Annotated in this window: 16 protein-coding genes and 3 pseudogenes; 6 read left to right on the top strand and 13 right to left on the bottom strand. The window is 68.4% G+C overall.

The features are described from left to right. Window positions 1-25 precede the first annotated feature (25 nt). Together brxD and ACWY4P_RS18010 are read left to right on the top strand one after the other, a co-directional pair. Entirely contained in the window at window positions 26-1,363 is a 1,338-nt protein-coding gene (gene brxD, locus ACWY4P_RS18005; RefSeq protein WP_456211565.1) for a BREX system ATP-binding protein BrxD, read from the top strand. Next, a complete protein-coding gene (locus tag ACWY4P_RS18010; protein ID WP_456211566.1) occupies window positions 1,360-3,510 on the top strand; it encodes a DEAD/DEAH box helicase in 2,151 nt (716 codons plus the stop codon). The genes brxD and ACWY4P_RS18010 overlap by 4 nt, the downstream gene beginning before the upstream one ends. Before the next feature lie 191 nt (window positions 3,511-3,701). On the opposite strand, the gene ACWY4P_RS18015 is transcribed toward ACWY4P_RS18010, so the two are convergent. The 4 genes from ACWY4P_RS18015 to ACWY4P_RS18030 form a co-directional block, all read right to left on the bottom strand. Further along, the gene (locus ACWY4P_RS18015) at window positions 3,702-4,061 is read right to left on the bottom strand and encodes a hypothetical protein (protein ID WP_456211567.1); all 360 of its coding nucleotides are present in this window, start codon (window positions 4,059-4,061) and stop codon (window positions 3,702-3,704) included. A gap of 249 nt (window positions 4,062-4,310) precedes the next feature. Beyond that, window positions 4,311-6,626 (bottom strand): ATP-binding protein, encoded by a 2,316-nt coding sequence (locus tag ACWY4P_RS18020; RefSeq protein ID WP_456212961.1) that lies wholly within the window; start codon window positions 6,624-6,626, stop codon window positions 4,311-4,313. A gap of 106 nt (window positions 6,627-6,732) precedes the next feature. Next, window positions 6,733-7,368 (bottom strand): DUF6879 family protein, encoded by a 636-nt coding sequence (locus tag ACWY4P_RS18025; protein WP_456211568.1) that lies wholly within the window; start codon window positions 7,366-7,368, stop codon window positions 6,733-6,735. After that, a complete protein-coding gene (locus ACWY4P_RS18030) occupies window positions 7,361-7,630 on the bottom strand; it encodes a hypothetical protein (protein WP_456211569.1) in 270 nt (89 codons plus the stop codon). The genes ACWY4P_RS18025 and ACWY4P_RS18030 overlap by 8 nt, the downstream gene beginning before the upstream one ends. 362 nt (window positions 7,631-7,992) lie before the next feature. Between ACWY4P_RS18030 and ACWY4P_RS18035 the strand changes: the two are divergent. Beyond that, a pseudogene (locus tag ACWY4P_RS18035) lies at window positions 7,993-8,133 on the top strand (type II toxin-antitoxin system RelE/ParE family toxin); the annotation flags it as partial. A 158-nt stretch (window positions 8,134-8,291) separates the two neighbouring features. Beyond that, entirely contained in the window at window positions 8,292-8,633 is a 342-nt protein-coding gene (locus tag ACWY4P_RS18040; RefSeq protein ID WP_456211570.1) for a helix-turn-helix domain-containing protein, read from the top strand. Window positions 8,634-9,675: 1,042 nt separating this feature from the next. On the opposite strand, the gene ACWY4P_RS18045 is transcribed toward ACWY4P_RS18040, so the two are convergent. From ACWY4P_RS18045 to ACWY4P_RS18060, 4 genes are all read right to left on the bottom strand, one after another. Beyond that, a complete protein-coding gene (locus ACWY4P_RS18045; RefSeq protein ID WP_456211571.1) occupies window positions 9,676-10,083 on the bottom strand; it encodes a DUF262 domain-containing protein in 408 nt (135 codons plus the stop codon). Window positions 10,084-10,295: 212 nt separating this feature from the next. Continuing rightward, window positions 10,296-10,421 (bottom strand): hypothetical protein, encoded by a 126-nt coding sequence (locus ACWY4P_RS18050; protein ID WP_456211572.1) that lies wholly within the window; start codon window positions 10,419-10,421, stop codon window positions 10,296-10,298. Window positions 10,422-10,644: 223 nt separating this feature from the next. Next, window positions 10,645-10,773, bottom strand: a complete 129-nt coding sequence (locus ACWY4P_RS18055) for a hypothetical protein (RefSeq protein ID WP_456211573.1) — start codon at window positions 10,771-10,773, stop codon at window positions 10,645-10,647. Window positions 10,774-10,877: 104 nt separating this feature from the next. Continuing rightward, window positions 10,878-14,225 carry a HelD family protein gene (locus ACWY4P_RS18060; protein WP_456211574.1) on the bottom strand — a complete coding sequence of 1,116 codons (3,348 nt, stop codon included), beginning with the start codon at window positions 14,223-14,225 and terminating at the stop codon, window positions 10,878-10,880. Window positions 14,226-14,511: 286 nt separating this feature from the next. On the opposite strand from ACWY4P_RS18060, the gene ACWY4P_RS18065 reads away from it, so the two are divergent. Then, window positions 14,512-15,975, top strand: a complete 1,464-nt coding sequence (locus ACWY4P_RS18065; protein ID WP_456211575.1) for an ATP-binding protein — start codon at window positions 14,512-14,514, stop codon at window positions 15,973-15,975. Between the two features lie 757 nt (window positions 15,976-16,732). Here ACWY4P_RS18065 and ACWY4P_RS18070 read toward each other — a convergent pair. From ACWY4P_RS18070 to ACWY4P_RS18090, 5 genes and pseudogenes are all read right to left on the bottom strand, one after another. After that, window positions 16,733-17,391 (bottom strand): annotated as a pseudogene (locus ACWY4P_RS18070) (response regulator). Continuing rightward, window positions 17,388-18,578 carry a sensor histidine kinase gene (locus ACWY4P_RS18075; RefSeq protein ID WP_456211576.1) on the bottom strand — a complete coding sequence of 397 codons (1,191 nt, stop codon included), beginning with the start codon at window positions 18,576-18,578 and terminating at the stop codon, window positions 17,388-17,390. Before ACWY4P_RS18075 ends, ACWY4P_RS18070 begins: the two are co-directional and overlap by 4 nt. Before the next feature lie 216 nt (window positions 18,579-18,794). Next, entirely contained in the window at window positions 18,795-21,326 is a 2,532-nt protein-coding gene (locus ACWY4P_RS18080) for an FtsX-like permease family protein (protein WP_456211577.1), read from the bottom strand. Continuing rightward, window positions 21,323-22,120 carry an ABC transporter ATP-binding protein gene (locus ACWY4P_RS18085; RefSeq protein ID WP_456211578.1) on the bottom strand — a complete coding sequence of 266 codons (798 nt, stop codon included), beginning with the start codon at window positions 22,118-22,120 and terminating at the stop codon, window positions 21,323-21,325. The genes ACWY4P_RS18080 and ACWY4P_RS18085 overlap by 4 nt, the downstream gene beginning before the upstream one ends. Before the next feature lie 466 nt (window positions 22,121-22,586). Next, window positions 22,587-24,263, bottom strand: coding sequence for an SWIM zinc finger family protein (locus ACWY4P_RS18090; protein ID WP_456211579.1), 1,677 nt, complete (start codon window positions 24,261-24,263; stop codon window positions 22,587-22,589). Between the two features lie 784 nt (window positions 24,264-25,047). Here ACWY4P_RS18090 and ACWY4P_RS18095 point away from each other — a divergent pair. Continuing rightward, window positions 25,048-25,348: pseudogene (locus ACWY4P_RS18095) on the top strand (DNA-binding protein). The last annotated feature ends 247 nt before the right edge of the window (window positions 25,349-25,595 follow it).

Raw genomic sequence — 25,595 nt, forward strand, 5'->3', positions numbered from 1 at the left:
TCCGTCGCAGTGCGAGACTGACGGGGTGAGTACAGACAGCCCCGGCCGAACCGGACCCGTCAGTGCCGCCCGACGCCGTGATGTGATCGACGCCCTTCGACGCGGAGCCGTTCCCGAAAGCGGACTCGGCCTCCTGGCGACTGGCCTCGAGCGGTTCGAGCAGGCACTCGACGCGGAACTCGACGCCGTCGCGTCGGGAGCTTCGGTCTTCAAGGCGGTCCGGGGCGAGTACGGTTCCGGCAAGACGTTCTTCACCCGGTGGCTGGGCGAACGCGCCAAGCGACGTCGTTTCGCTGTCGCCGAGATCCAGATCTCGGAAAACGAGACACCGCTGCACAAACTGGAGACCGTCTACCGTCGGCTGACCGAGCGGTTGACCACTCCTGGATTCCCCCCGAGTGCCCTGCGGCCAGTGGTGGACGCATGGTCCTACGCGCTGGAAGAGGACGCCCTCGCCGCCGGAGCCTCGGAGGAGGAGCTACCTGACGAGGTCGAACGGCTGATGACGGCCCGGCTCGCCGAAGTCTCACGGCACGCTCCGTCGTTCGCCATCGCGCTACGGGGATACCGGGCCGCTCTCGCGGCCGGTGACGAGGTCACCGCATCGGCGGTCATGGCCTGGCTGGGCGGCCAGCCGCATGTGGCCGCCGCTGCCCGCAAGGCCGCTGGAGTGCGCGGCGATCTGGACCACTTCGGCGCCCTCGGTTTTCTGCAAGGCCTTCTGACCGTGCTGCGCGACTCGGGGCACGCAGGGCTCTTCGTCGTACTGGACGAGGTGGAGACGCTCCAGCGGGTTCGCTCCGACGCACGTGACAAGGCGCTGAACGCACTGCGCCAGCTCATTGACGAGGTGCATTCGGGGCGCTTCCCCGGGCTCTATCTGTTGGTCACCGGGACGCCCGCGTTCTACGACGGCCAGCAGGGCGTCCAGCGGCTGGCCCCCCTGGCCCAACGGCTGGCCACCGACTTCACCACCGACCCCCGCTTCGACAATCCGCGGGCGGTGCAGCTGCGGCTCTCCGGCTTCACTCTCGACTCGCTCGTCGGCCTGGGGCTGACCATCCGTGATCTGTACGCCAGCGGCTCTTCGAACCCGGAGCGCGTCAAAAGCGTCGCGGACGAGACGTACATCGCCGATCTCGCGAAGGCCGTGGGTGGAGCGCTCGGAGGGAAGGTCGGCGTCGCGCCCCGGCTGTTCCTGAAGAAGCTAGTCGGCGACGTTCTTGACCGTATCGATCAGTTCGAGGACTTCGACCCACGTGAGCATTACGCGCTCACCGTGAACGCGGCGGAGCTGAGCGAGGTCGAACGCAACGCGGCGGCGGTTACGAGCGCCGACGACATCGCGCTGGACCTTCCATGACGGAGGCGCCGGAACCCGCCGAGCCGCTGGACCGGCTGCACCGAGGTCTGATCCACCACATCGTGAACTCTCTGGGCTGGCCCGGCCTGCGGCCCCTCCAGCAGGAAGCGATCGCACCGCTCATGGACGGTTCGGACGCCATCCTGCTCGCGCCCACCGCAGGCGGAAAGACAGAGGCCGCGTGTTTCCCCGTGCTGTCGAGGATGGCCGAGGAGAACTGGACCGGCACCTCGGTGCTCTACGTCTGTCCCCTCAAGGCACTGCTAAACAATCTTCTGCCCCGGCTCGAGACCTACACATCGTGGTTGGGACGCACCGCCGCACTCTGGCATGGTGATGTCCCCCATACCCGCCGCAAGCGCATCCTGCGCGAGCGGCCGGATGTGCTGCTGACCACTCCGGAGTCTCTGGAGGCCATGCTGGTCAGCGCGAATGTGGACCATCGGGCGTTCTTCTCGGGGCTGCGCACCATCGTCGTTGACGAGGTTCACGCTTTCGCTGGTGACGATCGAGGCTGGCATCTGCTGGCCGTGCTGGAGCGGTTGGAGCGCGTGGCCGGCCGGCCGGTCCAGCGGGTCGGGCTCTCCGCGACGGTGGGAAACCCCCAGGAGCTACTGACGTGGCTGCAGGGATCCGGAGCGGGCAAGCGCACGGCGCGGGTCGTCGCCCCACACTTGCGGGAGAAGGCTCCGGCTCTGCCACCTCCCGGAGACATAGAACTCGACTACGTGGGATCCCTGGCCAATGCCGCGACGGTGATCGCCGCCCTGCACCGGGGAGAGAAGCGCCTGGTCTTCTGCGAGTCACGCCAGTACGTCGAGAAGCTCGGCGAATCCCTGCGCGCGAAAGGTGTGACCACCTTTCTCTCGCACGCGTCGCTGTCCGTCGACGAGCGGCGCCGGGCGGAGGAAGCCTTCGCCGAGGCCCGTGACTGTGTCATCGTCTCCACGAGCACGCTGGAGCTTGGCATCGATGTCGGTGACCTGGACCGGGTCATCCAGATCGATGCGCCCGGCACCGTCGCCTCTTTCCTGCAACGCCTTGGGCGCACCGGGCGACGGCCCGGCTCAAGGCGAAACTGCCTCTTTCTGGCGGTGGACGAGGCGGGCCTGCTGTCGGCGACCGCGCTCCTCCTGCTCTGGTCCCGCGGCTGGGTGGAACCCGTCATCGCGCCTCCGGAACCCCGTCACCTCGCGGCCCAGCAGATCCTCGCTCTCTGCCTCCAAGAACACCGTGTGGGTGACCGGTTGTGGCAGGAATGGTGGCGTGGGCTCGGCCCGTTCGGTGCCGCAGCGGAGCCGATCGTGCGCCACCTGATCGACGAAGGCTATCTGGATGTGGACGGCGGGCTCATGTTCATCGGCCCTGAAGCGGAGCAGCGTTTTGGCTTCCGGCACTTCATGGACCTCACCGCGGTGTTCACTGCGGCGCCCGAGTTCACCGTGCTGTCCGGCCGCGCCCTGATCGGCACCACGGACCCCGCGCTGCTCACCGACGAGATCGTCGGACCGCGACGCCTGCTGCTCGCCGGGCGCAGCTGGCAAGTGACCTACATCGACTGGTCGCGGCGCCGCTGTTTCGTCGAGCCAGTGGACGGTGGCGGAAGGGCTCGCTGGGGCGGCGTCGGCTTCGTCCGCACCGCTTCGTACGAGCTGATGCAAGCAGCGCGAGAAGTGCTACTCGGCACGACACCACCGGTCACACTGACCCGGCGCGCCGAGGGTGCCCTCGCTCAGGCCCGTGAGGAAAGCACCGAGCTGGTCCACCCTGGCGGCACCGTAATCGTCCGGGGCGGGCGTGACACGAACGTGCGCTGGTGGACCTGGGCCGGATATCGGGCCAATGCCACGCTGGCTGCCACGCTCACCTCCGTCGCCGACCCTTTCCAGCGGCCCACGGACGCGTATGTCCGGCTACGTGAGGACATCACCCCGCAGGAGTGGAAGAAGGCGGTTACGGAGGGCGCGGAGCATCTGTGTCTTCCCGCTGTGGACCCTCGTGCCCTGGCCGGGCTGAAGTTCAGCGCGGCTCTGCCACAGCGCCTGGCAGAAGCGACGCTTGCCTCCCGGCTGGCCGATCTCGACGGGGCGGCCGCGTCGCTTCGCGAACCCACCAGGTTCACGACGGTTCGGTCGCCCCTGGCCTAACTAAGGATCCTGTACTCAGCACTTTCGCTGAGTACAGCGTCTTCGCGTATGTGCAGCCGAGTGCAACGCTGAACCGCTGTTCGCCGGCGCTCGTGGCGTATTCGTGGCGGGGATCTTGGGTTGTTTCCGCGTCTGAGAACGCCGAGGCCCCGGATAACGCTGGGGCCTCTTGCATTGCCTGGTCCCCAGGCTCAGGTCGGGCCAGTGAGGGCAGAGCCATCGACCAGTCGATCAGCAAGCGAGCCGAGGAAGTCCGCAGCGGCCTCCGGATGACCTTCGAAGACGCCTTCCAAGCGCGCTGCACTGATATAGGCGCCGACCGGCGATTGAGGTCTATAGAGCATGACCTCCGCCGTTTCGCGGGGCGGCAGTGGCGACGGGAGGTACATGATCTCGGACTTCTTGAGCCAAGCGCTGATCTCCGCTGCTCGCCCAACGCTTAAGCGTCCCCACTCCGGCTCGTAGTGCTCACGGAGCCATCCCATGGAGACAGCGGTAACCCCATGGTCCTCATCAACCCTGCTCCGGATGGCATCGCGCTGGTTTGGCATGTCCCCCCTCGGATCTTGCAGTGGGGGGATTCTGGCACTACGGCCACAGTTCCGCCACATGCTCCCTATCTACCCCTGAGTGCGACGCGCAGCAGGCCAAAGCAAAGGCCCCGAGACCCGAGTTTGTTGCCCGCCCGACCGCTACCTCGGTGGAGGCCACTCCCGCGTTGAGCCAGGTGGTCAGCACCGAGTGCCGAAAGCCATACGGGCGATCGATCAGTGATGGCGACCTCCGCCTCAGCCGCTACTTCAGCTTGTTTCTGTCAGCCGACGTTCGATTCCCTCACGCGCCGCCATTGCGCGAGGATCGTCGAAGTCGGCGAGGAGCCTCAACGTCTGTTCCCAGTGGCTGCAGGCTTCTTCCGGGCTTTCGCCGAGCACGGCTGAGGCCAGACCATCCAGGGCCAGGGCCTGGTGCCACGCATCGCCGAGATCGCGGTGCGTCGAGGCGGCCTGACGGTAGAAGTCGGCCGCCTCTGCATGCCGTCCGAGCCGGCAGTACACCTCGCCCACGCCCTGCCAGGCCAGCGCCTCTCGGCTGCGGTCCGCGAGGCGTCGGTGCAGCGTGGCGGATCGCTGATAGGAGGTCAGGGCCTCGGCGAGCTGGCCCTTCGCCTGCTGGGCATCGCCGAGAGTCAGTAGCCAGAAGCCCTCCAGACGCAGGTTACGGAGGCCAAGGGCGATGTCGATAGCGGCCTGAGCCGAGACCAGGGCTTCCTCGAGATCGCCCTGCTCACGCCGGACGTCGCTCAGCACGCGCAGGATGTTGCCCTCACCGCGCTGATCGCCGAGAGCTCGGTGCGCTGCCAGGGACTGGTCGATGACGGTCGCCGCCTCCGGAAGGCGCCCGGCGCGGTAGTGGGTGGTCGCGAGGTTGGACAGCGCGGTGGCGGCCCAGTGGGCGGCGTCCTGCTCCTGGAAGACGGCGATGGCCTGCTCGAAGTGGCAGGCAGCGGCGTCGAGTCGTCTGCCGCGGAGGTGATTGAGCCCGATCAGGTTGAGCGAGCGTGCCTCGCCCAGGCGGTCACCCAGCTCTCGCCGGATCAGCAGCGCGTTCTCGTGGCATTCGAGACTCTCAGCCGGGCGGTTGATACGGGTGTAGGCCATGCCGAGCCAGGTGAGGAGTATGCCCTGCGCGGCGCGTTCACCCAGCCGTTCCGCTGCCTCCAGACCGATGCGGCCCACAGCTGGCCAGCTCGCGCCTGGGACAGAAGGAAACTGCGCATTCCATAAGACTGCCGACAACTGCCACGCCAGTCGGTCTTGCCCGGCGTCAGCCGCTCTGCGTACGGCCTGGAGGAGGTTGGCGTGCTCCCGCTCGGCCCAGTCCACGGCAGCGTCGTAGTCGGAGAACGTCAGCGGGCTGACATCATCCGAGGCAGGTTCAAGGGTCAGGCGGTCCTCGGCAGGGTTGATCCAGCTCTGCGCGGCATCAGCGGTGTGCAGGTACCACTCCAGCACCCGGTGCAGGGCTGCCTCTCGCTCGGCAGGCGGCTCCTCGTGCTGGGCCTGGTCGATGGCATAGGCGCGCAGAAGGTCATGGAACTGGTAGCGGTCCGGGGCGGTCTGTTCCAGCAGATGGGCACCGACCAGAGAGTCCAGCAGTTGCCGGGTCCGGCTGCTGCTGGTCGACCCGACCAGGGCCGCGGCGGCCTGCAGTCCGAACTCGGGTCCGGGGTGCAGGCCGAGCAGGCGGAACAGGCGGGCGGCCTGCTCGGACAGGGCGCGGTAGGACCACGCGAAGACGGTGCGAACTGCTTCGGCCTCCTCGTCGTCACCCGTGCTCAGTGCGTCCCAGAGGGCCGATTCGTCGCGCAGGTCGGCGATCAGGTCGGCCAGCCGCAGGTGGGGGTGGCTGGCCGCGCGCTCTGCGGCTATACGCAGCGCCAGCGGAAGCCGTGCGCACAGCCGGGCCAGTTCGGCGAGTTGCCGCTCGTCGTCCACCGGCCGGTACCCCATGGTGACGGCCCGCAGCAAGGCGACCGCTTCCGGCTCCGGCAGCACACCAAGCGTGAGTCGGCGGGCCCCGTCACGGACGGCGAGGCCGGACAGGCGGCTGCGGCTGGTGACCAATACCAGACTGTGCGCGCTCCCCGGCAGCAAGGGTCGGACCTGGCCGACGGTGGCCGCGTTGTCCAGGACGACCAGTACCCGGCGATCGGCCAGCAATGAGCGGTACAACGCGGCGGCGGCATCGAGGTCTTGCGGTACGGCATCGGTCGGCACACCGAGAGAGGTCAGAAAGCGGTGCAGAGCCTCACGTGCCGCGACAGGCTCCCCGGGGTCGTAGCCGCGCAGATTGGCGTACAGCTGACCATCCGGGAATCGCTCCCGGACCTGGTGTGCCCAGCGCAGTGCCAGCGATGTCTTTCCAGCGCCGGCGGTGCCGGCTATCACGTATACCGAGACGACGAGCGGACCGCCGTCCTCGCTGGTGAGAACGGCGTTCAGCTCGCCGAGCTCATCGGTGCGGTTGACGAATCCGCGTACGTCAGCCGGTAACTGGCGTGGGGTGGGGCTGGCGGAACTTCCCGGATCCGGCTTGCCCTGCGCGTGGAAGTGGATGCCCCCGTGGACGTTCCTCGCCTGGACGACGTCACGTGAGGATCCCGACAGCTCGGAATGGGTGCTGCCGGACTGCTCGCCCCCTCTGCCTGGCGCTGCGATCGGCCTACTCCCTTCCTGCGCTCAGCGTCGGCGGATCAAGGTGCGCCACCTCACGGTCGAAGTAGGGGATCACATCTTCACCTACCGCGTAGAGCGCCTTGATGTAGTTCTCCCAGCGCGCTACAAGATCACGGTCGGTGTAGCGGATCGCACCGTTCGCGACTCCTGTCTCGGTGTACAGGACCTGGAAGAGGGTGAGACCTCCGAGTACGACCACTTCAGGGAGCGGGCGGGTGCTCTCCGAAGCGGCCACCCGTTGGGCGGGGACGACCCTGATCCTCTGCCCGTACTGCGCACGCTGCCGCTGGGAGTGGAGTTCCCACTGCACATACGGTGTCAGCGGCTTCTCGACCACCCGCACACGATGAAAGGCATAGCCCCTGCGTGTCTCCTCCTGAACGGCCGCGGCAAGGGTGTCGCGCCGGTCGGCGAGAAGCCGGAGCGCCTCATCCCAGTCGCCCCGACGCAGGGCGTCCCGGCTCGGACTGCCCTGCTCCTCGAAGTGCTGCCGGCGCTCCAGCTTCCAGGAACTCCCGTCACAGACCGCGTCCTCCCGTTCCCGAAAGTCCTGCCTGTAGGCGGTCCGGGTGAGCCGTTCACCATGCTCGGGGGTGAGGGCAGGGGCAAGGAGATCAAGCATCGGGGATGTCCTTCTTTGCCGCGCTGAGCATGTTCCCTGGGATGACAACCAGCCGCTCATCCGGAGCTAGGTTCACGCCTTGAGGCAGACGAGTGCGGTAGGCGGCTGTCAGATCCCTGCCGATCACAGCAACATCGCCATTGTCGAGCTGCCAGATGTCCGGGCACTCGTCATTGCCATCGGAGTTCCCCAGCTCTTCGGCTGATCTCCCCAGCCGACGCTCGAATAACGCGGACGGGTCAGCCTCCCAGGCTCGGGCCATGTCTGCCTCCGGTCGAGGTGGTCGAGCGCGCTGTTGCTACACAGTGTATCCAGGGCTGTACCCAAAGGTGAGAGAGCCGCCCCATGGCTGTCACGCGGATGATCACCATCGGCAGCAGCGGCCCTGCCGACGGCAGATCGCCACCCAGAGCTGCGGCAGCCAGGGCGGCACCGCCACGGGTGGAGCATTCGCGGCAGCATAAGGAGCATGAGCGAGCCCACCGACCTGACGGCGCGCGCCGTTCGCTGGACATGTCGTCTGCGACATATATCATTATCGGAGCGGATGAGCTCTTCGTGATCGAGATTGAACCTGAGGTGCGCGACTGACTGGAAGCTCTGCCAGCCAAGCACTTCCTCAAGATCGATGCGTACGTCGGACTCCTCGCCGAACACGCCGCCGCGCTCGGCGAGCCATACGCCCGCTACCTCGGTGACGGAGTCCGGGAACTGCGCCCCACCCTGGACGGTGCGGACATACGCATCACGTACTGGCTCACCCCCGTTCGGACGGCCGTCCTGCTGACCGTCTTCCGGAAAACGAAGATGCGCGAGGAGGCCAAGGTCAGGCGGGCCAAGCTCGCCCAGAAGATCTGCGAGGCAGAACACGGCCCCGCGCACGAGGAGTTCGTCCGCGTCACCGAGGAAGGAGAGTTCGAGTCATGAACCACAGCCGCTGGAAGACCCTGCGTGAACGGAAGCTCGCCGAGGGGTTCACCGAGCCGGACGACGTCGCCGAGGCCCGTCAGCAGATCGGGCTGTCCATGGCGCTCGCCCGCGCAGTTTACGAGCGCCGCACCGCGCTCGGCCTGACCCAGAGCGAACTGGCCGCCCGGGCCGGACTGACCCAGGCCAAGATCTCGCGCATCGAAGGCTCCGACACCATTCCCACACTGCCTCTCCTCGCCAAACTCGCCAAGGCCCTGGACGCCTCGCTCAACATCGCCCTCGACGATGACGACACACGCGTGACTTTTACCCCACACGAGACCAGCGCAGCCTGAGTCCCGATGGGCAGGGCGTCGTGCCCAAGGGCGGAGGGGACCCTTGCGCCCTGCCGAGCGTGCGCCAAGCGAAGGCCCACACGATGCCGGTCGTCCGGTCCGCCGCTGGTTCCACGCAAGCTGAGGTTCTGCGCGTGGCTCATAGAGGCGGCGGACCCGTCGGATCGCGCTCGTAGGCCCCGGCGAACCAAGTAGGTGGTGAAGCGGCCTGGTCCCTTCACCACCCAGCGGCCCTGCCACAGCAGAGCCGCCGGGCCGCGGCAGGTGGCCGCGAAGGGCGGCCCGGTGCGCAGCGGCCGAAGGCCCGATCGGCTACGTGCCCGCTCGTTTCACCGGGACGGCTGTCTCAATCACCAGCTCACCGCCCACCAATGGATCGGTTTGTCCCCATTTACTGGGTCCTTCGCCGGGGGCACTCGCCGAACAGCCAGCGTGAATTAACCGCTGACCAGGGCGAATACCGACACGAGAGAGCGGGAGTCAGTCTCACTGACTCCCGCTCTCTCTCGCTGCCTCTCGCTGTTCGCGACACACCTCTGACACACCATGCATCCCGGCCCCACCCGGTTAGGCAGCCGTCTTCCCCAGGGCGGAACCCTGATGCAACGATCACGGCATGGCGTCAAGCACGTGGACAGCTCTGATCGCCGCCAGCGGCTCGCTCGCGGGCGTGGGGGTTGGCGCATGGATGAATCTTCTTCACGAGCGCTCGAAGTGGAATCGCGAGAGTGCCCAGCGAGATCGAGAGAGTCGCGAGAATCGCTACGCGGACCTGCTGGCCACTGCCGAGCAAGTACAAAACCTGACTGAGAACATACACGCGCTAAGAGGCCATCCGCCGAGCTCAGCAACCCGACGGCTTGGTGACGAATACAACACCGAGATGGCCAAACTGCGCCGCTTGGTAGCTAACGCTCGGGTGCTGGAACCTGACGAGATCGGGAACGCAGCGAGAGCGGTCCTCGATTCAGCTAGCGCAGCGCTCAAGGTCACGAATGGACCTGATACCGGAGATGTGCTGGAACAGCGATTTAATGGGGCGCTAGGGCGCATGGACGTCGCCATGCAACGACTCAGAAATGAGGCGCGGTCTCATCTCAACTCGTAGCAGCGCAGGAGGAGTCCTGTCGAGCCGGTCGAGGTCGCCGCATAGTTCCGGATCCTCGGTGAGGTCGCGCAGGACCGACAGGAGGATGGTCAGGGTCGTGAGGCGCTGCTGGCCGTCGATGACATCCGCCTTCGGGACTGCGCTGTTCTTGACGAGCACAACGGATCCGAGGAAGTACGGCTCATCCGTCCCACGGTCCAGGGCTTCCTGCAGGTCGGTCAGCAGTTGAGCCGCCTGCTCCTCCTGCCAGGCGTAGGGGCGCTGGTAGTCGGGGATCTGAAAGTCGTAGTCACTGCTGAACACCTTGTGCAAGGGCATCTCGTGCGCCTCGAGCTTTTGCATGCCCTGATGATGTCGGAAAAATGGAGCTCCGCGGCACTAATCCGACGCAACCTCCTTCCACCGGGCAGCACTTCCATGGGAGCCGGGGCCATCCCACGCCCGGACGAGGGCTTCACCGCCTACTGCTGTATCGACAACAGCGTGAGCACCCGTCACGTCCGGTATGAGGCTCAACAGGGACCGGAAGTCCGTCATCCCCTCTCAGTCGGCGCTCAGCCGCGCCCGTATCCCTTGCCCCGCGCGTCTGGTCGCTCGGGACCGGTGTCGCCCAGCAGGGTGCGCGCCCGGTCGAAGCAGAAGTAGCCGCCGTAGGTGCGGGCCTCCTGTTCGCGGGCCACCCGCCGCGTCGGGCCGGGCCCGTGGCCAGAGCCCAGGCCTGTCAGGTAGACCAGCCGAAACTGGCCTTCCTAAGATCTGCCAGCCGAAGCGGGGGGTCGTCTCCGCGGTGAACGTCTCAACGATGCCCTGGCCCCGGCTCATCGCATGATCAGTATCGAATCTCGACGATGCGCCCTTCTGCATCCGGCTCGGGCACCCGAGGAAACCCGGTTCGCTCAGCGCTCACGCCTGCTGGCTCAGCCGATTACCGGTGAGCTCCTGGCATCGGCCGGCGGCCGCCCTGTAGTCCTGCTCCTGCCACGCCATCCTTGGTGCTATGGGGAGAACGCTGCCGCACCGCACCCCGAGCACCCTGGCCGCGAGATCTGCGGCACGCCAGCCCTTCTCGATGTCCAGCGAGCACGTCCGCGCCGAGTAGCGAAGCCATGCTTGGGCTACTGCGGCGATGCTGCGCGCTATGCCCGGCCAGGGTTCAAGGCAGTGGCTGCGTCTTGGCCGGCCCAGCCGTCCGCAGTTCGCCAGAGGACGTGAACGCCGAAGACCTCGCGCACGGTGGCAGCTGACCAGTCCTCGGCGGGTGGTTCGGAGAGAACCAGGTAGAGCCGGTCCGCAGTGGACGGCAGAGCGTGGTTGATCTCCATGAGTCGTACCGCCCCGGCACGCAGATCGGCGTACGACGAGTTTCCGGACCCGAGAACCTCGTACAGGAGGTGGCCATCGTCAGTCACACAGCTGACGTCCGCGATCGGGGAATCCTCGGGCTGCAGGTCCGCCCAGAGCAAAGCCGCCTTCAGCGTGTGCCGTACCGCTTCGTGCTTCTTGCATGTCCGGTCGGCTGCCGCTTGGGTCTCCAATGCCAGCAGCAGCGGCTTCTCGACAGGTGCTGTCGGACCGGGCATGTCGACGGTGGTCATGGGTTCGTTTTCCTTCTGCTCAGGCTGCTGGCCGGCGGGGGATACAGTTGTCCCCGACGGCGGTTCGGCCGTTGAGGCCAGGCGACGCTGGAGTTCCTCGCGGGCTTCGGCCAAGGCGGGCAGCCAGCCAGAGTTCGTCAAGTCGTCCCGAAGCCGGCTGACGTCGAAATTGTCGTCCTTGAGGGCCCGGTGCGTGCTGGTCGCGAGATTGCGCAGCAGGCCGAGGCGGTTCCTGTCAGGGGATCCGAGCACGCGCCGTACGTCCACCCAGTCCGCCTGGTCGCGGCGGAGGACGCGGTTGGCCATGCCCTTCAGTTCGGACAGGCGGTCACGGGCGTCCTGCGGCGCCGCACCTTCGATCAGCTCGTGGAGGACCCCGAGCGCGGCCACGTACCGCTCCGCCATGCGGGGCGAGATCGGATGACGCCCCCTCTGGTCTGCGGTGACCAGGCAGTGGCTCGTCTCGTGGGCGAACACCCAGCAGTCCAGCTCCTCGCCCCGACGGGGCGGAACCGACCCGTGTCGCACGGTCAGGACGAGGGGTACGTCCATCGTGGGGGACAAGGCCCGGACCTTGTAGCGCCCGCCGGGTCCCGGCTCCAGCACCCGGACCCGGACGTCGGTGCCGATCTCGGGGAGGCCGGTACTCGGCTCCGGTTCTGCCGTGGCGCTGGCAGAACCAGCGTCGACCGTGTTCGTGAGGGCCGCGGGAAGCGGAGAAGCGTGCAGGACGGTCAGAGTCTGGGTACTGCGGGTCAGGGCGACGTACAACTGACGCAACCCTGCCGGTCCCCGATCCGCGATGGTCGTCGGCTCGATGACGAGAACGTGGTCGTACTCCATGCCCTTGGCCTGAGCTGCGGGCAGAACGGACACCACCTCGCGTTGAAGCTCGCTGACGCTCTCGGCCTGGTCGAGCTGGCGGCTGATCTCACCGAGCCAGCCGGAGTCGTCGGGGACGATAACAGCCACGGAGCGCAGGGTGCGCCCGTCGTTCGTGCCGACGAGGCGGGTGGCCTGGACCACGGTCTCTTCCAAGAGCCGCCACGGCTCGGTCTCCACGATCTGCACGGCGGCACCGCCCGCCGCGCGCACCGCCCGCGGTCGGGGCAACGCGGGTGCGATCGTGCGGGCCAGCGGGGAGACGAAATCCATGATCTCGGTCGGCACGCGGTAGCTCGTCTTCAGCTCGTCGACCCGCCAGTCTCCGTGGTCGGAGAGCAGGTCGCCGATCCGGTGCCAGTCCGTGTACACGTGGGGGCCAGTCGCCTGGGCGAGGTCTCCCAGGACCGTCATGGATCCGTTCGCCGCCGACCGGCGCCGCAGTGAGCGGGCCTGCATGGGCGTCAGGTCCTGGGCCTCGTCGATGACGATGTGCCCGTAACGCTGCGGGGTCTCCCCGCTGATCAAGTGGCGGAGCTCTTCGAGGCACACGTGGTCATCGAGCGTCCAGGGTTCCGCGTCGGCTGTTTCGGCGCGGGGCCGGCGCAGCGCACCCTGTTCCTCGTCGTCGAGAATCCCCTCGGCGCAGGAACGCAGGAGATCGGGCGAGTGGTAGAGGGTCCGCAGCGCCTCTCTGGCGCCGGGCGACGGCCACACCCGCTCGATGAGGCGCTCGACCTGCCGATTGCGCTGCAGATCGCGGCGGATCGTGTCGTCGCGGCTGCGGCGCGGAGCCTGAGTGAGCAGTTCGCTCAGCAAGCGGTCGACGACCAGGCTCCGAAACCGTTCACGACGCTCCCGGTATGAGCCGTCACCACCGCGAGCCTCGTCCAGAAGCTCGAGCACCTCCGAACGCGGCACGCGCAGCGTCGTCCGGCCGATGGCAATGGTGAGTTCGGGCTTGGCGTCCTTGTACGTGGCGGTGGTGGTGAACTCGTCGATGGCCGCCGGGCGGCATTCCTGCTCCACTCGACGCCGCAGAACGGCGGCCATACGCTCGTCGGATTTCACCAGCCGGGCTTTGGCGGTGTCGGTCCCCACGATCTCGCCCCCGTCCCACAGGTGGCGCACCTGCACGGCGTTCACGTTGCGGGTGCCGAGCGTCGGCAGCACCCGGCTGACGTACTCGAGGAACTGTTGGTGTGGGCCGATGACGAGGATGTCCTGGGCCTTGAAGTGCTCGTTGTTGACGAGCCAGGTCACGCGATGCAGACCGACAGCCGACTTGCCCGTACCCGGGCCACCTTGCACGACGAGGACGTCCGATGGAGATCCGGAGACCAGGGCCATCTGGTCCCGGCGGATGGTTTCGACGATGTCCCGCATGCCGCCGCCGCGCGAGCGCTGGAGTTCTCGCAGCAGGAAGTCATCGAGCGGCTGGGGCTTCCGGCGCTGGATGCGGGTGACATCGACGGGAGTGGGAACGGGCGGGTGTGCTTTCCCCTGTTGCTGTACGTCGGCGGGCGTCGGCTTCGGGTCGGCATCCTGCGCCGACGGCCCGGTCGGTCCCGCGATTTCGTCGAGGAAGTCCTGGACGACGTGCTGTGCACAGTGCAGCTTGCGGCGCAGAAGCACGTCGCCCGGAGTATCAGGGAGCGCCTCGATCCACTTCTTCGCCATTGCGTTGGTCCACTCCACGACGACTATGTCGCGGGTGAGGACGTCGGAGACGGCACGCCTGCCGACGTACCACGTCTCGGCTTCGTCGCCAGGTCCCTCCTGCGCGTCGATGCGGCCGATGACCAGCGACTCCTCGCCTAGACCGCCATATGACGCAGCCCGCGCCTCGACCTCCAGCCGGTTGGCGACGCTGTCCTTGCCACTGGCAGAGGCCGAGGCGACCGAGAAGCCGGAAAGTTCCTTCAGCCGCTCGGAGTAGCAGCGGTAGGCGCGGTCGACTGCCTTCTGCTCGATGGCGATGACCTCGTCGCGCGTCATGGCGCCCATGCAGATCCCCCCTCCCCTGCAGCGCTCGGAAGGCGCTGCGCCGGGCATGAAGCCCGTTCCTCGATCAAGACAACTATCAGAGACCAGCTGGTAACAAGCGGTAAATGCTCAACAGATCGACCGCTGCTGGTGGGCCGATCTCGTAGTGGTGCTGGTGGCACCCCGGGCAGAGGTGCGACCAGACCTGCGTCCGCACGACGGGCGGTCTGTGCCTCGGTGTGGCAACGCAGAGAGATTTAGGTAAAATAGATTTACGTAAACTGATTCTACCTGGAAGCGGACCTTCATGACCGCACCGTCCCCCGCACCTTTCATCGGCCGTTCTGCCGAGCTCAAGCTGCTCCACAAACGACTCGACCGCGTCACCCAAACGGGTACGGGCATCGCTGTCGCCATAAGAGGACGGCGACAGGTCGGCAAATCGCGGCTGGTTCAGGAGTTCTGCGACCAGGCGCAGGCGCCATATGTCTTCTTCTCCGCGATCAAGGGTGCCTCACCCGTCGAAGGGGTGACGGCTTTCCTCGACGAGCTTCGCGAGTCGACGCTGCCGCCGGACCGTGAGCTGGTTCCGGTGCATACCTCCGCGAGCTGGGCCGACGCGTTCCGGGTACTCACTTCCGTACTGCCCGCGGAACCGTCCATCGTGGTACTCGACGAGCTCCCCTGGCTCGCCGAGCAGGATCCGGTCTTCGACGGGACGCTGCAGACCGCGTGGGACCGCCTGCTGTCCAGTCGGCCTGTGCTGTTGATATTGCTGGGCAGCGACCTGCACATGATGGAACGGCTCACCGCCTACGACCGCCCGTTCTACGGCCGTGCCGACAACCTGGTGCTGGGGCCGCTCAACCCGGCCGAGACGGGGAGGGCATTGGGTCTGCGCCCTTCGGAAGCCATCGACGCGCACCTCGTGTCCGGTGGCCTTCCCGGTATCATCCGCGCCTGGCCGCACGGCACACCCGCCCTGACGTTCATCGAGGCCGAATGCGCCGATCCGGCCTCACCGCTGTTCAGCATCCCGGATTCGGCCCTCATGGCCGAGTTCCCCGCTCCGGACCAGGCACGCCGTGTACTGGAGGCGGTCGGCAGCGGGGACCGTACGCATGCAAACATCGCCGCCGCGGCGGGCAGCCAGAGCGGAGCCCTGCCATCCGGCGCTCTCTCGCCCCTCCTGCGCCGCCTCACGGATGAGAAGCGCGTGCTCGCCGCCGACAGTCCGCTGTCCACCAAGGCCGGCAAGCCGGCCCTCTATCGAGTAGCGGACAGCAACCTTCGGCTGTACTTCGCTGTACTGCGCACCGCACAGCAGCTGGCTCTGCGCGGACGTCCGGAAGCCGCTTTCCAGCTGGTGCAGCGTCGCTGGAACGCCTGGCGGGGACGTGCCGTCGAGCCCCTCATCCGCGAGTCGCTGGAGATCGCCGCGGCGAGCGGCGCTCTGCCGTGGCCCGAGGCGGAGGTGGTGGGCGGCTGGTGGAATCGTCAGTTCAACCCCGAAATCGACCTGATCGGCGCGGACAGGTCGCCTGTCGCTGAACGACTGTTCTTCACCGGGTCGATCAAATGGCTGGCGTCACCGTTCGACCAGCACGATCTCGTGGCCCTTCAGAAAGGCGCGGGACACGTGCCCGGCTTCATTGCAGGCAGTACCGGGCTGGCTGTCGTTTCGCTGTCCGGTGCTGCCGAACAGCTGGACACCTCGACGATCGATCTGCTCTGGGGAGCAGCGGATGTCGTCGCCTCCTGGCAGCCATGACATGGGCCCTTGGCGGCAGGGCAGCTTGCGATAGCCGCTGCCCTGCCCCATGCCCGTACGGCGGAAGCCCATTCACTCCGCCACGGTAATGCGCCCCTCCGCGCTCCACGCCGCGCGGCGGCTCCGGTCGTACAGGCGCCGCTTCCAGGGACCGGCTGCGCTTCACAGGCCGTGCCGGTCGAGGAGCCGCATCAGGTTGCGTGACAGGGGGCGCGGCAGGGGGCCACGAAGGGCGGCCCCGTGCGCAACGGCCGAAGGCCCGATCGGCTACGTGCCCGCTCGTTTCACCGGGACGGCTGTCTCAATCACCAGCTCACCGCCCACCAATGGATCAGTTTGTCCCCATTTACTGAGTCCTTCGCCGGGGGCACCACCTGCGCAAGGAAAGGTGCAAGTCAGGGCCTTCTTGGGCGAACTCAGCAGCTGAGGGACCGACAGAAATACTCTGTCAGCCCCTCAGCTTTCCGTGTTCACGCAGGTCAGGTCTGGTACAAGTTCTTGCGCAGGTCGGTACCCCCGGGAGATACCCAATCCATAGGAACGCTTTTCCGGCGGATGGTGACCAGCCAGCGTGCGCGCTTGGTTCTCGTGCAGCCATACGATCCACTCTGCCGAAACTGCCGCCCTGACGCCAATCATCCCAGGACTTCCTTGACACGGGCTGACGGCCCCGGTAAGTACCGCGGACCTACGGCCCGCCCGCCCTCGGCATCTCCCACATCTCCCGAAGACACACCCGAACAGGGACGCTCGTCGCTCAGGATCGCACGATCAGCCCTCGTTCCAGTGCCACGACGACGGCCCGCGTGCGGTCGCTGACGTCGAGTTTCGCGAAGACCCGTAGCAGGTGGGTCTTCACGGTGGCCTCTCCGATGACCAGGCGGCGGCCGATTTCGGCGTTGGACAGGCCGTCGGCGACCGCGTGTAGCACGTCCCGCTCGCGGGCGGTCAGGGCGACCGGCTCGGGGCGGCGCATCCTGGCCACGAGGCGTTCGGCGACCTTGGGGGCGAGGACCGTCTCGCCGCGCGCGGCCGAGCGGATGGCGTCGGCGAGCTGCTGACGGGTGGTGTCCTTGAGCAGGTAGCCGACGGCACCGGCCTCCACGGCCCGTTCGATCTCGGCGTCCGTGTCGTACGTGGTGAGGATCAGCACCCGCGTCGGCACCGGCAGGGCGACGATCTCGGCGGTGGGGCCACCCCGTCGAGCACCGGCATGCGCAGGTCGACCAGGGCCATGTCGGGAACAAGTCGCTCGACCAGGTCGACGCCGGCGCGTCCGTCGTCGGCCTCGCCGACGATCTCGATGGTGGGCTCGGCGGTCAACAGGGCGACGACTCCGGCGCGCATCACGGTGTGGTCGTCGACCACGACCACACGGATCCGGTCGTTCACGTTGTCGGTCACAGTGTCGGTCATGGTCGGTCCTGACTGTGGGTGGGAAGGGTGGCGAGGACGCGGGTGCCTTCCCCGGGAGAGCTGGTGACGGTGAGCTCGCCGTCGAGTTCGGCGAGCCGTCGCCGCATGCCGTCGAGGCCGAAGCCGCGGGCGTCCTCGACGACGAACCCGTGGCCGTCGTCGGTGATCTCCAGCTCTACTACGCCCTGCGATGCGCTGAGGAGCACGCCGACGGTGGAGGCGCCGGAGTGCTTGCGAATGTTGGCGAGGGACTCCTGCATGCAGCGCAGCAGGGCGACGCGGGTGTGCTGGTCCAGGTCGATGTCGGGCAGTTCGGCGGTGGCGGTGAGGCCGGTGTCCTGCGTGAAGCGGTCCAGGGTTCTGCGCAGGGTGGCGGCGAGCGAGCCGGCCGCGACTGCGCCCTTGGGGACGGAGCCGACGAGGACCCGGGCCTCGGCCAGGTTCTCGCGGGCGGTCTGTTCGATGGAGATGAGTTGCTGGGCGCAGCGTTCGGGGTCGCCGTCGGCGGCGGCACGAGCGGCCTCCGCGAGCACCACGATGGAGGCGAAGCCCTGGGCGAGGGTGTCGTGGATCTCCCGGGCAAGGCGCTCGCGCTCCTCGGCCGCCCCCTGCCGCTGATAGGCCGCCGCCAACTCCTCTTGGGTACTGGCGAGTTCGGCGGTCAACTGTTCCTGCCGCTCGTTGCTCTGGTCGACGAACCGGTGCACCCACAGGCCCAGGCCCGCCCCGGCGACGTAGGCGACCACGGTAACCACCAGGTTGCCGGTGCGGAATTGAGGGCTCCAGTTCTGGCCGATCGCGCCGCCGAACACGGCAAGCACGGCGGCCGCCCCGCTGAGCGTGACCGCGTCGCGCGGGGCGCGAGTGTAGAGCCAGAACTGCGGCAGCGACATCACGTAGAGGGCGGCGACGCCGTCCAGGGAGTAGGACGTCGCGCCCAGGACGAGGGCGAGGACGGCGAGGTAGGCACGGCGGCCCAGGACGGGGTTGTCCGGGCGGGTCAGGACAACGATGTGGCACAGGGCGACCAGGACGAGCAGGCCGAGCGTTCCGTACTTCCGGGCCGGCGACTCGTCGAGCACGGCGACGGCCGTCGGCAGCAGGCCGAGCAGGATCCAGCACGCCATGTTCCAACGGCGGATCCGATCCAGGGTGGGCCGGTCGCCCGGCTGCTGCCACTGAGTCAATTGATTCACCTCGTACATAGGGCAGTTGAGTAGCGACCGATGGTCCGTTCGGGTCAGCCCACCGATTCCGGGGGTGAGCCATTTCGGCGTTGCTGGGAGCGAGAGCGAGCGGAGTTACGGCTCACGCGACTGTCCTCGAAGCCGACGGTGCGCTCACCAGTGGGGCGAATGATCCTCGATGCGACACCAGTCCGCACCAGTCGGCACCAGTCGGCACTAGTCCTTGATACCCGCCATGTCCCCAGGGCGGCCTCGCAGCACGGCCCCCGCCGCCAGCAGCGTCGTCGTCAGGGTCAGTGCTGCCGCCGCGGCCAGGACCACGACGAGGATCCACGGGGAGCCGCCGGGTAGCGCCGTGCCGAGGACGCTCATACTAAGCGGTACCAGCGTCGCCCCCGCGGCCAGGAGGCCGAGGACGATGCCGGCCAGGGCCACCAGGGACGCCTCGACCGTCATCATCTGCAGTACCTGGCGGCGCGTGGCGCCGATGAGCCGCTGGAGCATGAACTCCTTGCGCCGCTCCGTCGTCGCGAGGACCTGTGTGTTGATCAGGGAGAGCGTCGCGTAGCCGACGACGACACCGAGAACCAGGTACGCCATCCACGCCTGGGTCTCGTCCGCCTCCGCCTGCGCCGCTTTGAGCGCGTCCGTGCCCGACACCCGCAGGCCGGGCTGGAGCGCGGCCAACTTGGCGAGAGACGCCATGAGCCGGGCGCGGTCGGTGCCGGCCGATGCTGTCACCATGATCTGGGGCACGAGCGCGCCGTCCGTGTGTCCGACCAGCACCGACGCCGGAACGAGCGCGGTCTCGTAACCACGCCGTCCCTCGACCGTGGCCACCAGTTTCAGCTTGACCTGTGTGCCGTCGCCGAGCCGCATCGGGACCAGGTCGCCGAGCTTGCGGTCCTTCGCGTACGTGGCGGGCAGCGCCACCGAGTCGCCGCTGAGGGCGGTGAGACTGCCACTCGCCGCGTGGTAAGCCGTCGTACGGTCCAGGCCCTGTGGGGTGACGCCCTGCATCGACAGCTCGGTGGGTTGCGGGCCCGCGTCCTCTCCCTCGCTCGGGCGCATCGGCTCGTCCGGCTCGATGTACCCGGTCGTGGGGATCTGCGCGGACGCCGCCGCCACCCCCGGCTGCCTGCGGACCGTGTCGACGAGGTCGAGCGGCAGCCCGCCGGAGGCCGACGTCACGACCGCGTCCGCGCGCAGGTTCTCGTCGAACGCCCGCTCGGCGCCTTCGGACTGTGTGGTCTGCATGTAGATCAGGCCGACCGCGAGACCGCTCGCCAGCATCACCGGCATCACGGCCGAGGCGAGGCGTGCCGTACGTGCCCGCGCGTTGTGTGCGGCGAGCTCACCGGCGAGCCCGGACACCATGCCGACGGGCCGCCGCAGCACGGCCACCATGGCGCGTACGACGACAGGACCGAGCAGGCCGAACGCCGCCGCCCACACCATTGCCGCCGGCGTGGCGACACCGGCCGCGTCCGGCCCGGCCGAGCGCGCGGTGCCCCAGGCGAGGGCCGCGCCGCCGGCCATGCACAGCAGCCCGACGATCAGCCGGAACGCACTGAACCAGCGGCGCTGCAGCGTGGCCTCGGCCAGCGCCTCGGTCGGGCGGGTGCGCGCCGCGGCCTGTGCCGCGATGTACGCCGAACCAATCGCGGTGAGCAGGGCCGTGCCCACACCGACGATCACCGGCACGGAGCCGGCCCGGTACGCGATCGACCCCGGTACCACGCCCGCGTCCGCGAACGCGTCCAGGAGCCAGTGCCCGAACCGGGGCCCGGGGATGGTGGCGAGCCCGGTGGCGACGACCGCGAGGAACAGGGTCTCGCCGAGGATGAGGCGGCGCAGCTGCCCAGGGGTCGAACCGATCGTGCGCAGCAGGGCCATCTCGCGCTGCCGCTGCTGGATGGAGAGGCCCAGCGTGCCGGCCACCACGAACACGGTGACCATCGCCGACAGACCGCCGAAGGCGGCGGCGAGCGGGATCAGGTCGCTGCCGTCGGCCACCACGTCCGGGTCCTCGGCGCGGCCGCGGTTGTCCCCGGTCAGTACCGTGATCGGTGAGCCGTCGAGGACCGCGCGGACGGCCGAGGCGACCTCCTGAGTGTTCGCGCCGGAAGCCGGGAAGACACCTATGTTGTCGGTCGTGCCGACGCGGTCCGCGCCCCTGGCGGCCTCGGCGTCCGCGAGGAAGACGTCGCCTCCGTCGTCCGGCCCGGTGGCAAGGCCTGAGACCTGGTAGCCCTTCTGTGTGCCGTGGACGAGGAGCTGTATCCGCTCGCCGGTGGTCAGCCCCGTACGCTCCGCGAGCGCCTTGCCCAGGACGATCTGGCCGTCCTCGGTGGGTGCCGTGCCGTCGGTGAGCTGGTAGGGGGAGAGCCTGGCGGAGGACCAACCGTGGCCGGTGACCTTCCCGCCCTTGACGAGGGCCGCGGGGAAGGACATGTCCTGAACCGCCGCTGCAACGCCCGGTATCTTGACGATCTTTTCCGTCAACTCGGCTTCGATACGCAGTCGTTCCGGGAAGACGAGGTCTTTCTGTGTGTACTTGTAGCGCTGGTCGCCGGTGACGACGATCGGTGCGGCGGCCAGCCGGTGCGGCGGCGCCGCGTTGTGGATCCCGGTCTCCAGGAGCCCGCCGGAGCCGATGACGATGACGGCACCGAGGAACAGGGCCACGAACGAGACGATGAAGCCGCTCATGTGGTGGCGCAGGGTGTGCCACGCAATCCGGATCATCGGCGCACCTCGTGTCCGGTCCGCTGGATGCCGAAGGGGTCGCCCCAGGTGCCCAGCTTCTGCAACTGCTCCGTCACCTGCTCGACAGTCGGCCGGTCGACTACGCCGGTGAGCCGGCCGTCGGCCAGGAACACGACGCGGTCGGCGTACGAGGCGGCCACCGGGTCGTGCGTGACCATCACTACGGTCTGTCCCACCATGTCCACCGACTGCCGTACCAGCATGAGCACTTCGGCGGCGGTGCGCGTGTCCAGGGCGCCGGTCGGTTCGTCGCCGAAGATCACCGCGGGCTGTGTAACGAGCGCCCGCGCGATGGCGACGCGCTGCTGCTGACCGCCGGAGAGCTCACCGGGACGGCTGCGCCGCTTGTCGGACAGGCCGACCTGTTCGAGGACTTCGTCGACGACGGCCTTCTTGGGGCGTTTGCCCGCCAGCCGCAGCGGCAGTGTCACGTTGTCCACCACGCTCAGTGCCGGAAGGAGGTTGAACGCCTGGAAGACGAAGCCGATGCGCTCGCGGCGGAACTTGGTCAGGGCCTTCTCCCGCAGCAAGGCGAGGTCCACCCCGTCCAGGTGCACCGCACCCGATGTCGGACGGTCGAGGCCTGCGGCGCAGTGCAGGAAGGTGGACTTGCCCGAACCCGACGGGCCCATGACGGCGGTGAAAGTACCCCTCTGCAGACTGATGCTGACGTTGTCGAGTGCGGTCACTCGGTTCTTCGGTCCGCCGTAGAGCCTGCTGACGGCGTCGAGCCGGACGACCGGCCGAGCATGCGGGTCCTGTGTCCCGTCCATGGGCTGTCCTTTGGCCTGGGAAAGGGGGTGGCTTGGGGGTGCGGGGCGTATCACCGGGGGGAGATAGGCGCGCCCCGCTGCCATTCATGCTCTTCGTACGGGGTGTGGTGCCGACAGCAGCAAACAGTTGAACCTGAGGTCCACCGAACGGTGGACCCCCGTACGGCTCAGTGGAAGCTGAGGGTGTGGTGGACGGTCACATTGCCTTCGAGCCCAGGCACAGTTCGACTGGCGCACTCTTTGGTGAAGGCGTACGCGCGCCAACAGAGCGGCGTGCATCTTCCCTGTATCGTCACTCCGACTCGGCCGAGGGTCGGCTGTCCGCTCCGGACTCGTCGGCGTTCCCTTCGCCGGGCACTCGAACGTGCGGCAGCGCCTCGTCACAGCAAGCGGTCCACGCCATGCGGCGGCTGCCCACCACCGGCTCCGGTCGTGCGGGCGCAGCTTTCGGGGGCCGGTTGTGGATTCACAGACCGTGCTGGTCGAGGAGCCGCATCAGGTTGCGTTTGCGCTTCTGGTTGGCGCGCAGGGCGGTGAGGTACGTGGTGAACTCGTCCTGGGTACCCAGGCGGCGGTGGCAGTCGCGGATGCTGAGCAGCAGGCTGGTCAGTTGCTCGTAGGTCGCATTGCCCGTCTGCTTCGTGAGGGGTTCGGCCAGGCGCAGGTAGACGCCGAGCGCGTCGGCGGGGCGCGCGGCACGGGCTTGGTCGGCGAGCGTGAGCCACTGCCGGTCGTCGGCGCCGGTCTCGGTGGCGGCCTGCCAGGCGGCGTCGAGGTCCTTGTCGTCGAGCAGGGCGTCGACCAGGACAGGGCCGCCGTACCAGCCCTGTTGCCGCCGCCCCGCATCGGCACGCAGCAGGGCCAGCGCCCCCTCGCGCTCGGCCGGCCAGCAGTCCGCGGCCCGTGCGGCGACTCGCAGTTGCTGGTACGCGAGCAGGGTGCGGCGGGCGCCGAAGTGGTCGCGGCGCAGGGCGACGGCATCGGGGAGCCGGTCCGCCTGCGCGTAGCGGTCGCAGAGGTAGTCGACGAGGGCGGTGTCGACGGCGGCGAGGTCCCGGGCGCCCTGGATGCCGCGTTCCGCCCAGCTCAGGGCCTCGTCGGGGCGCCGAGCGGTGTCCAGCTCGCGGGCGATGACCAGGTGTGTGTGGCCGTTCGGTGAGAGGTCGGCCGCATGCACGGCGATCACCGCGTCGACGTCACCTCCCGCCTTGGCCAGACGCTCCATCAGGTACTTCTCCGCCCAGCCGCGGCGGTTGCCCCGCCACGCCTCGACCGCCAGCTTCCGCAGGACGGTCATCCCCTCTTCGCCGAGGACGTCCTCGTAGTCGAGCGGATCGATGTCAGTGAGGCCGTCGTCCATGTCGCCGAGCGCATGGCCGACCAGCCAGCGCGCGAGCTCCCTCGGATCGGGGCGCGCCGCACGGCACGCTTCGAGGTGGACGCCGGCGAGGTCTGTGCCGACCTGTCCGAGCGAGCCGTCGGAGTCGTCGACATTCTCCATGGCCTCGGTCAGCAGCCGCATCGCCTCCCGCGCCAGGGTGATCGCGTCATCGGCCCGGCCAGATCCGGTGAGAGCGCTTATCGCGGACACCACCTGCCCGGCCTCGTCGGCGTAGGCGCGGGCATCGGCGTACTCGACGTACCCGTACTGCGCGAACGGTGAGATGTCCAGCAGATCGCGGATACGGACGCGGACCGCGGCGAGGTCTCCGCGAGCACTCGCGGCCCGAAGCTCCAGGCGGCGCCGCAACCGCCGGTCCTCGCCGATCTGTTCCCGCACCAGAGCGAGCAACTCGTCCTTGGACAGGCCGGACAGCCACCCGTCAAGGTCTTGCGCACGGTCCCGGGCCGCCTTCCGCTGCCGCGGCAGGCTCTCCCGCTGGGCGAGCACCGTCAGGCCGAGGGCGACCAGATGCTTGCAGAAGTTGCCCTCCATGCCGTACGGGCAGTCGCACTCGCCGGACAGCCCGCCGGGCCCGTCCAGCGTCAGCTCCACCTCGTACCGCTCCGTGCCGTGGACACGCGCGGTGACCCAGCCGTCACCGACCTCGACCCCGGACACCGCGTCCAGGTAGCCCAGCCCGCGCTCGTAGGAACGGGGGCCGGCCAGCATCTTGAGGTTCCCCTCAGTGAGGCCGCGCATGATTCTTCCGCTCTGCTGTGGTTGTGCGCTTGGTGCTCCGCCAGCCTAGGGGAGGCCGGGGGCGCGGGCCGACGACTTCGGCAGACTTGACCTCCAACGCGTGCAATGCCCGGGGGCGGCCGGTGAACACCTTCAGACGCGCGGTGTACGGGGTCGGACCCCAGCTGACCGACAAGCGGGCACAGAGCCCCACCGGCTCGCACCTGCCCGGGTCACCCGCGTCGAAGAGGCCACGGCGCAGCGTTAGGTGGTCGGCTCAAGGCACCGGCGCGCGGTGACGGGCCCGGCTGACCACCTCGGTGAGGACGCGTGCGGTCGAGCGGACCGGCCGCACCCGGTGCGGCCGGTCCGCTCCGTACCGTGCGTACCTCGGCTTCGTCCCTGCGCCGGGACCAGTCCGCCACAAAGCCACGGAGGTGGGCAACGGCCTCAGCCGAACGAGACGTGATTGCTCTCGACCACCTCGTACAGCGCCCGGATCGCATCGCTCGCTGCCGGAGGCACCTTGGACGAGTAAGGTGCCGAGAGAACCCGTGATCAGCAGTTTCGCTGAGCGCAGGGTCTTCGTGCAGCGACGGCCGGATGCAGCCGAAGGCGGTGCACGAATTACTGGCAGCCTTGCCCGCCGGGCACTTCCTCAAGGTCGACGCGTACGTCGGCCTCCTCTCCGAACACGCCGCCGCGCTCAGCGAGCCGCACGCCCGCTACCTCGGTGACGGAATCCGAGAGCTGCGCCCCTTCAGCAGGCCCGCAGGCGGCAGACACGCGGCGGAGGGAACGCGGCGTGACGCGCTCCGCTGCCGTACCCGGCGGCACCCTGGTCCTCGACAGCGAGGGACTGGCCGGGGCCGTACTGCGAGCCCGCGCGGTCACCGGATGGCTCGCCCTGGCCCGTGCCGATGACCTGCGGGTGATCAGCAGTGCCGCCGGCCTCGTGGAGGTGGTCCACCCGCGGGTCAACCGGCCGGCGTTGGAGTGGACGCTGTCCCGCATCGTCGTCGAGCCGGTCCGCCACCGTGCTCAACTCCGACCCCGAGGGCCTCGCGGCGCTGTGCGGCGGACGCGTCACCATCATCAAGATCTGACGGCGCGCCCCTCGCGCGCTGCCGGACGCGGCCTCGGATATTGGGGGCAGCAGGCTGAGTTGTGGCGGAGCGGACTGCTTCTTTCTCGCAGTCGGCGCCTGGCTGTTGCACCCGGGGCCTGGGGGCGGTGGAAAGCGGGGCAGCTGTACGTCATCGACCAGCTGATCCCGGTCGGCGGGCGGAACAACTACCCGCAGGACGTGGCGACGTGGAGACGTGGAGTCCGCGGCCCGAAGGGCCGACGGCT

It is taken from the genome of Streptomyces sp. LZ34 (genome assembly GCF_053890475.1).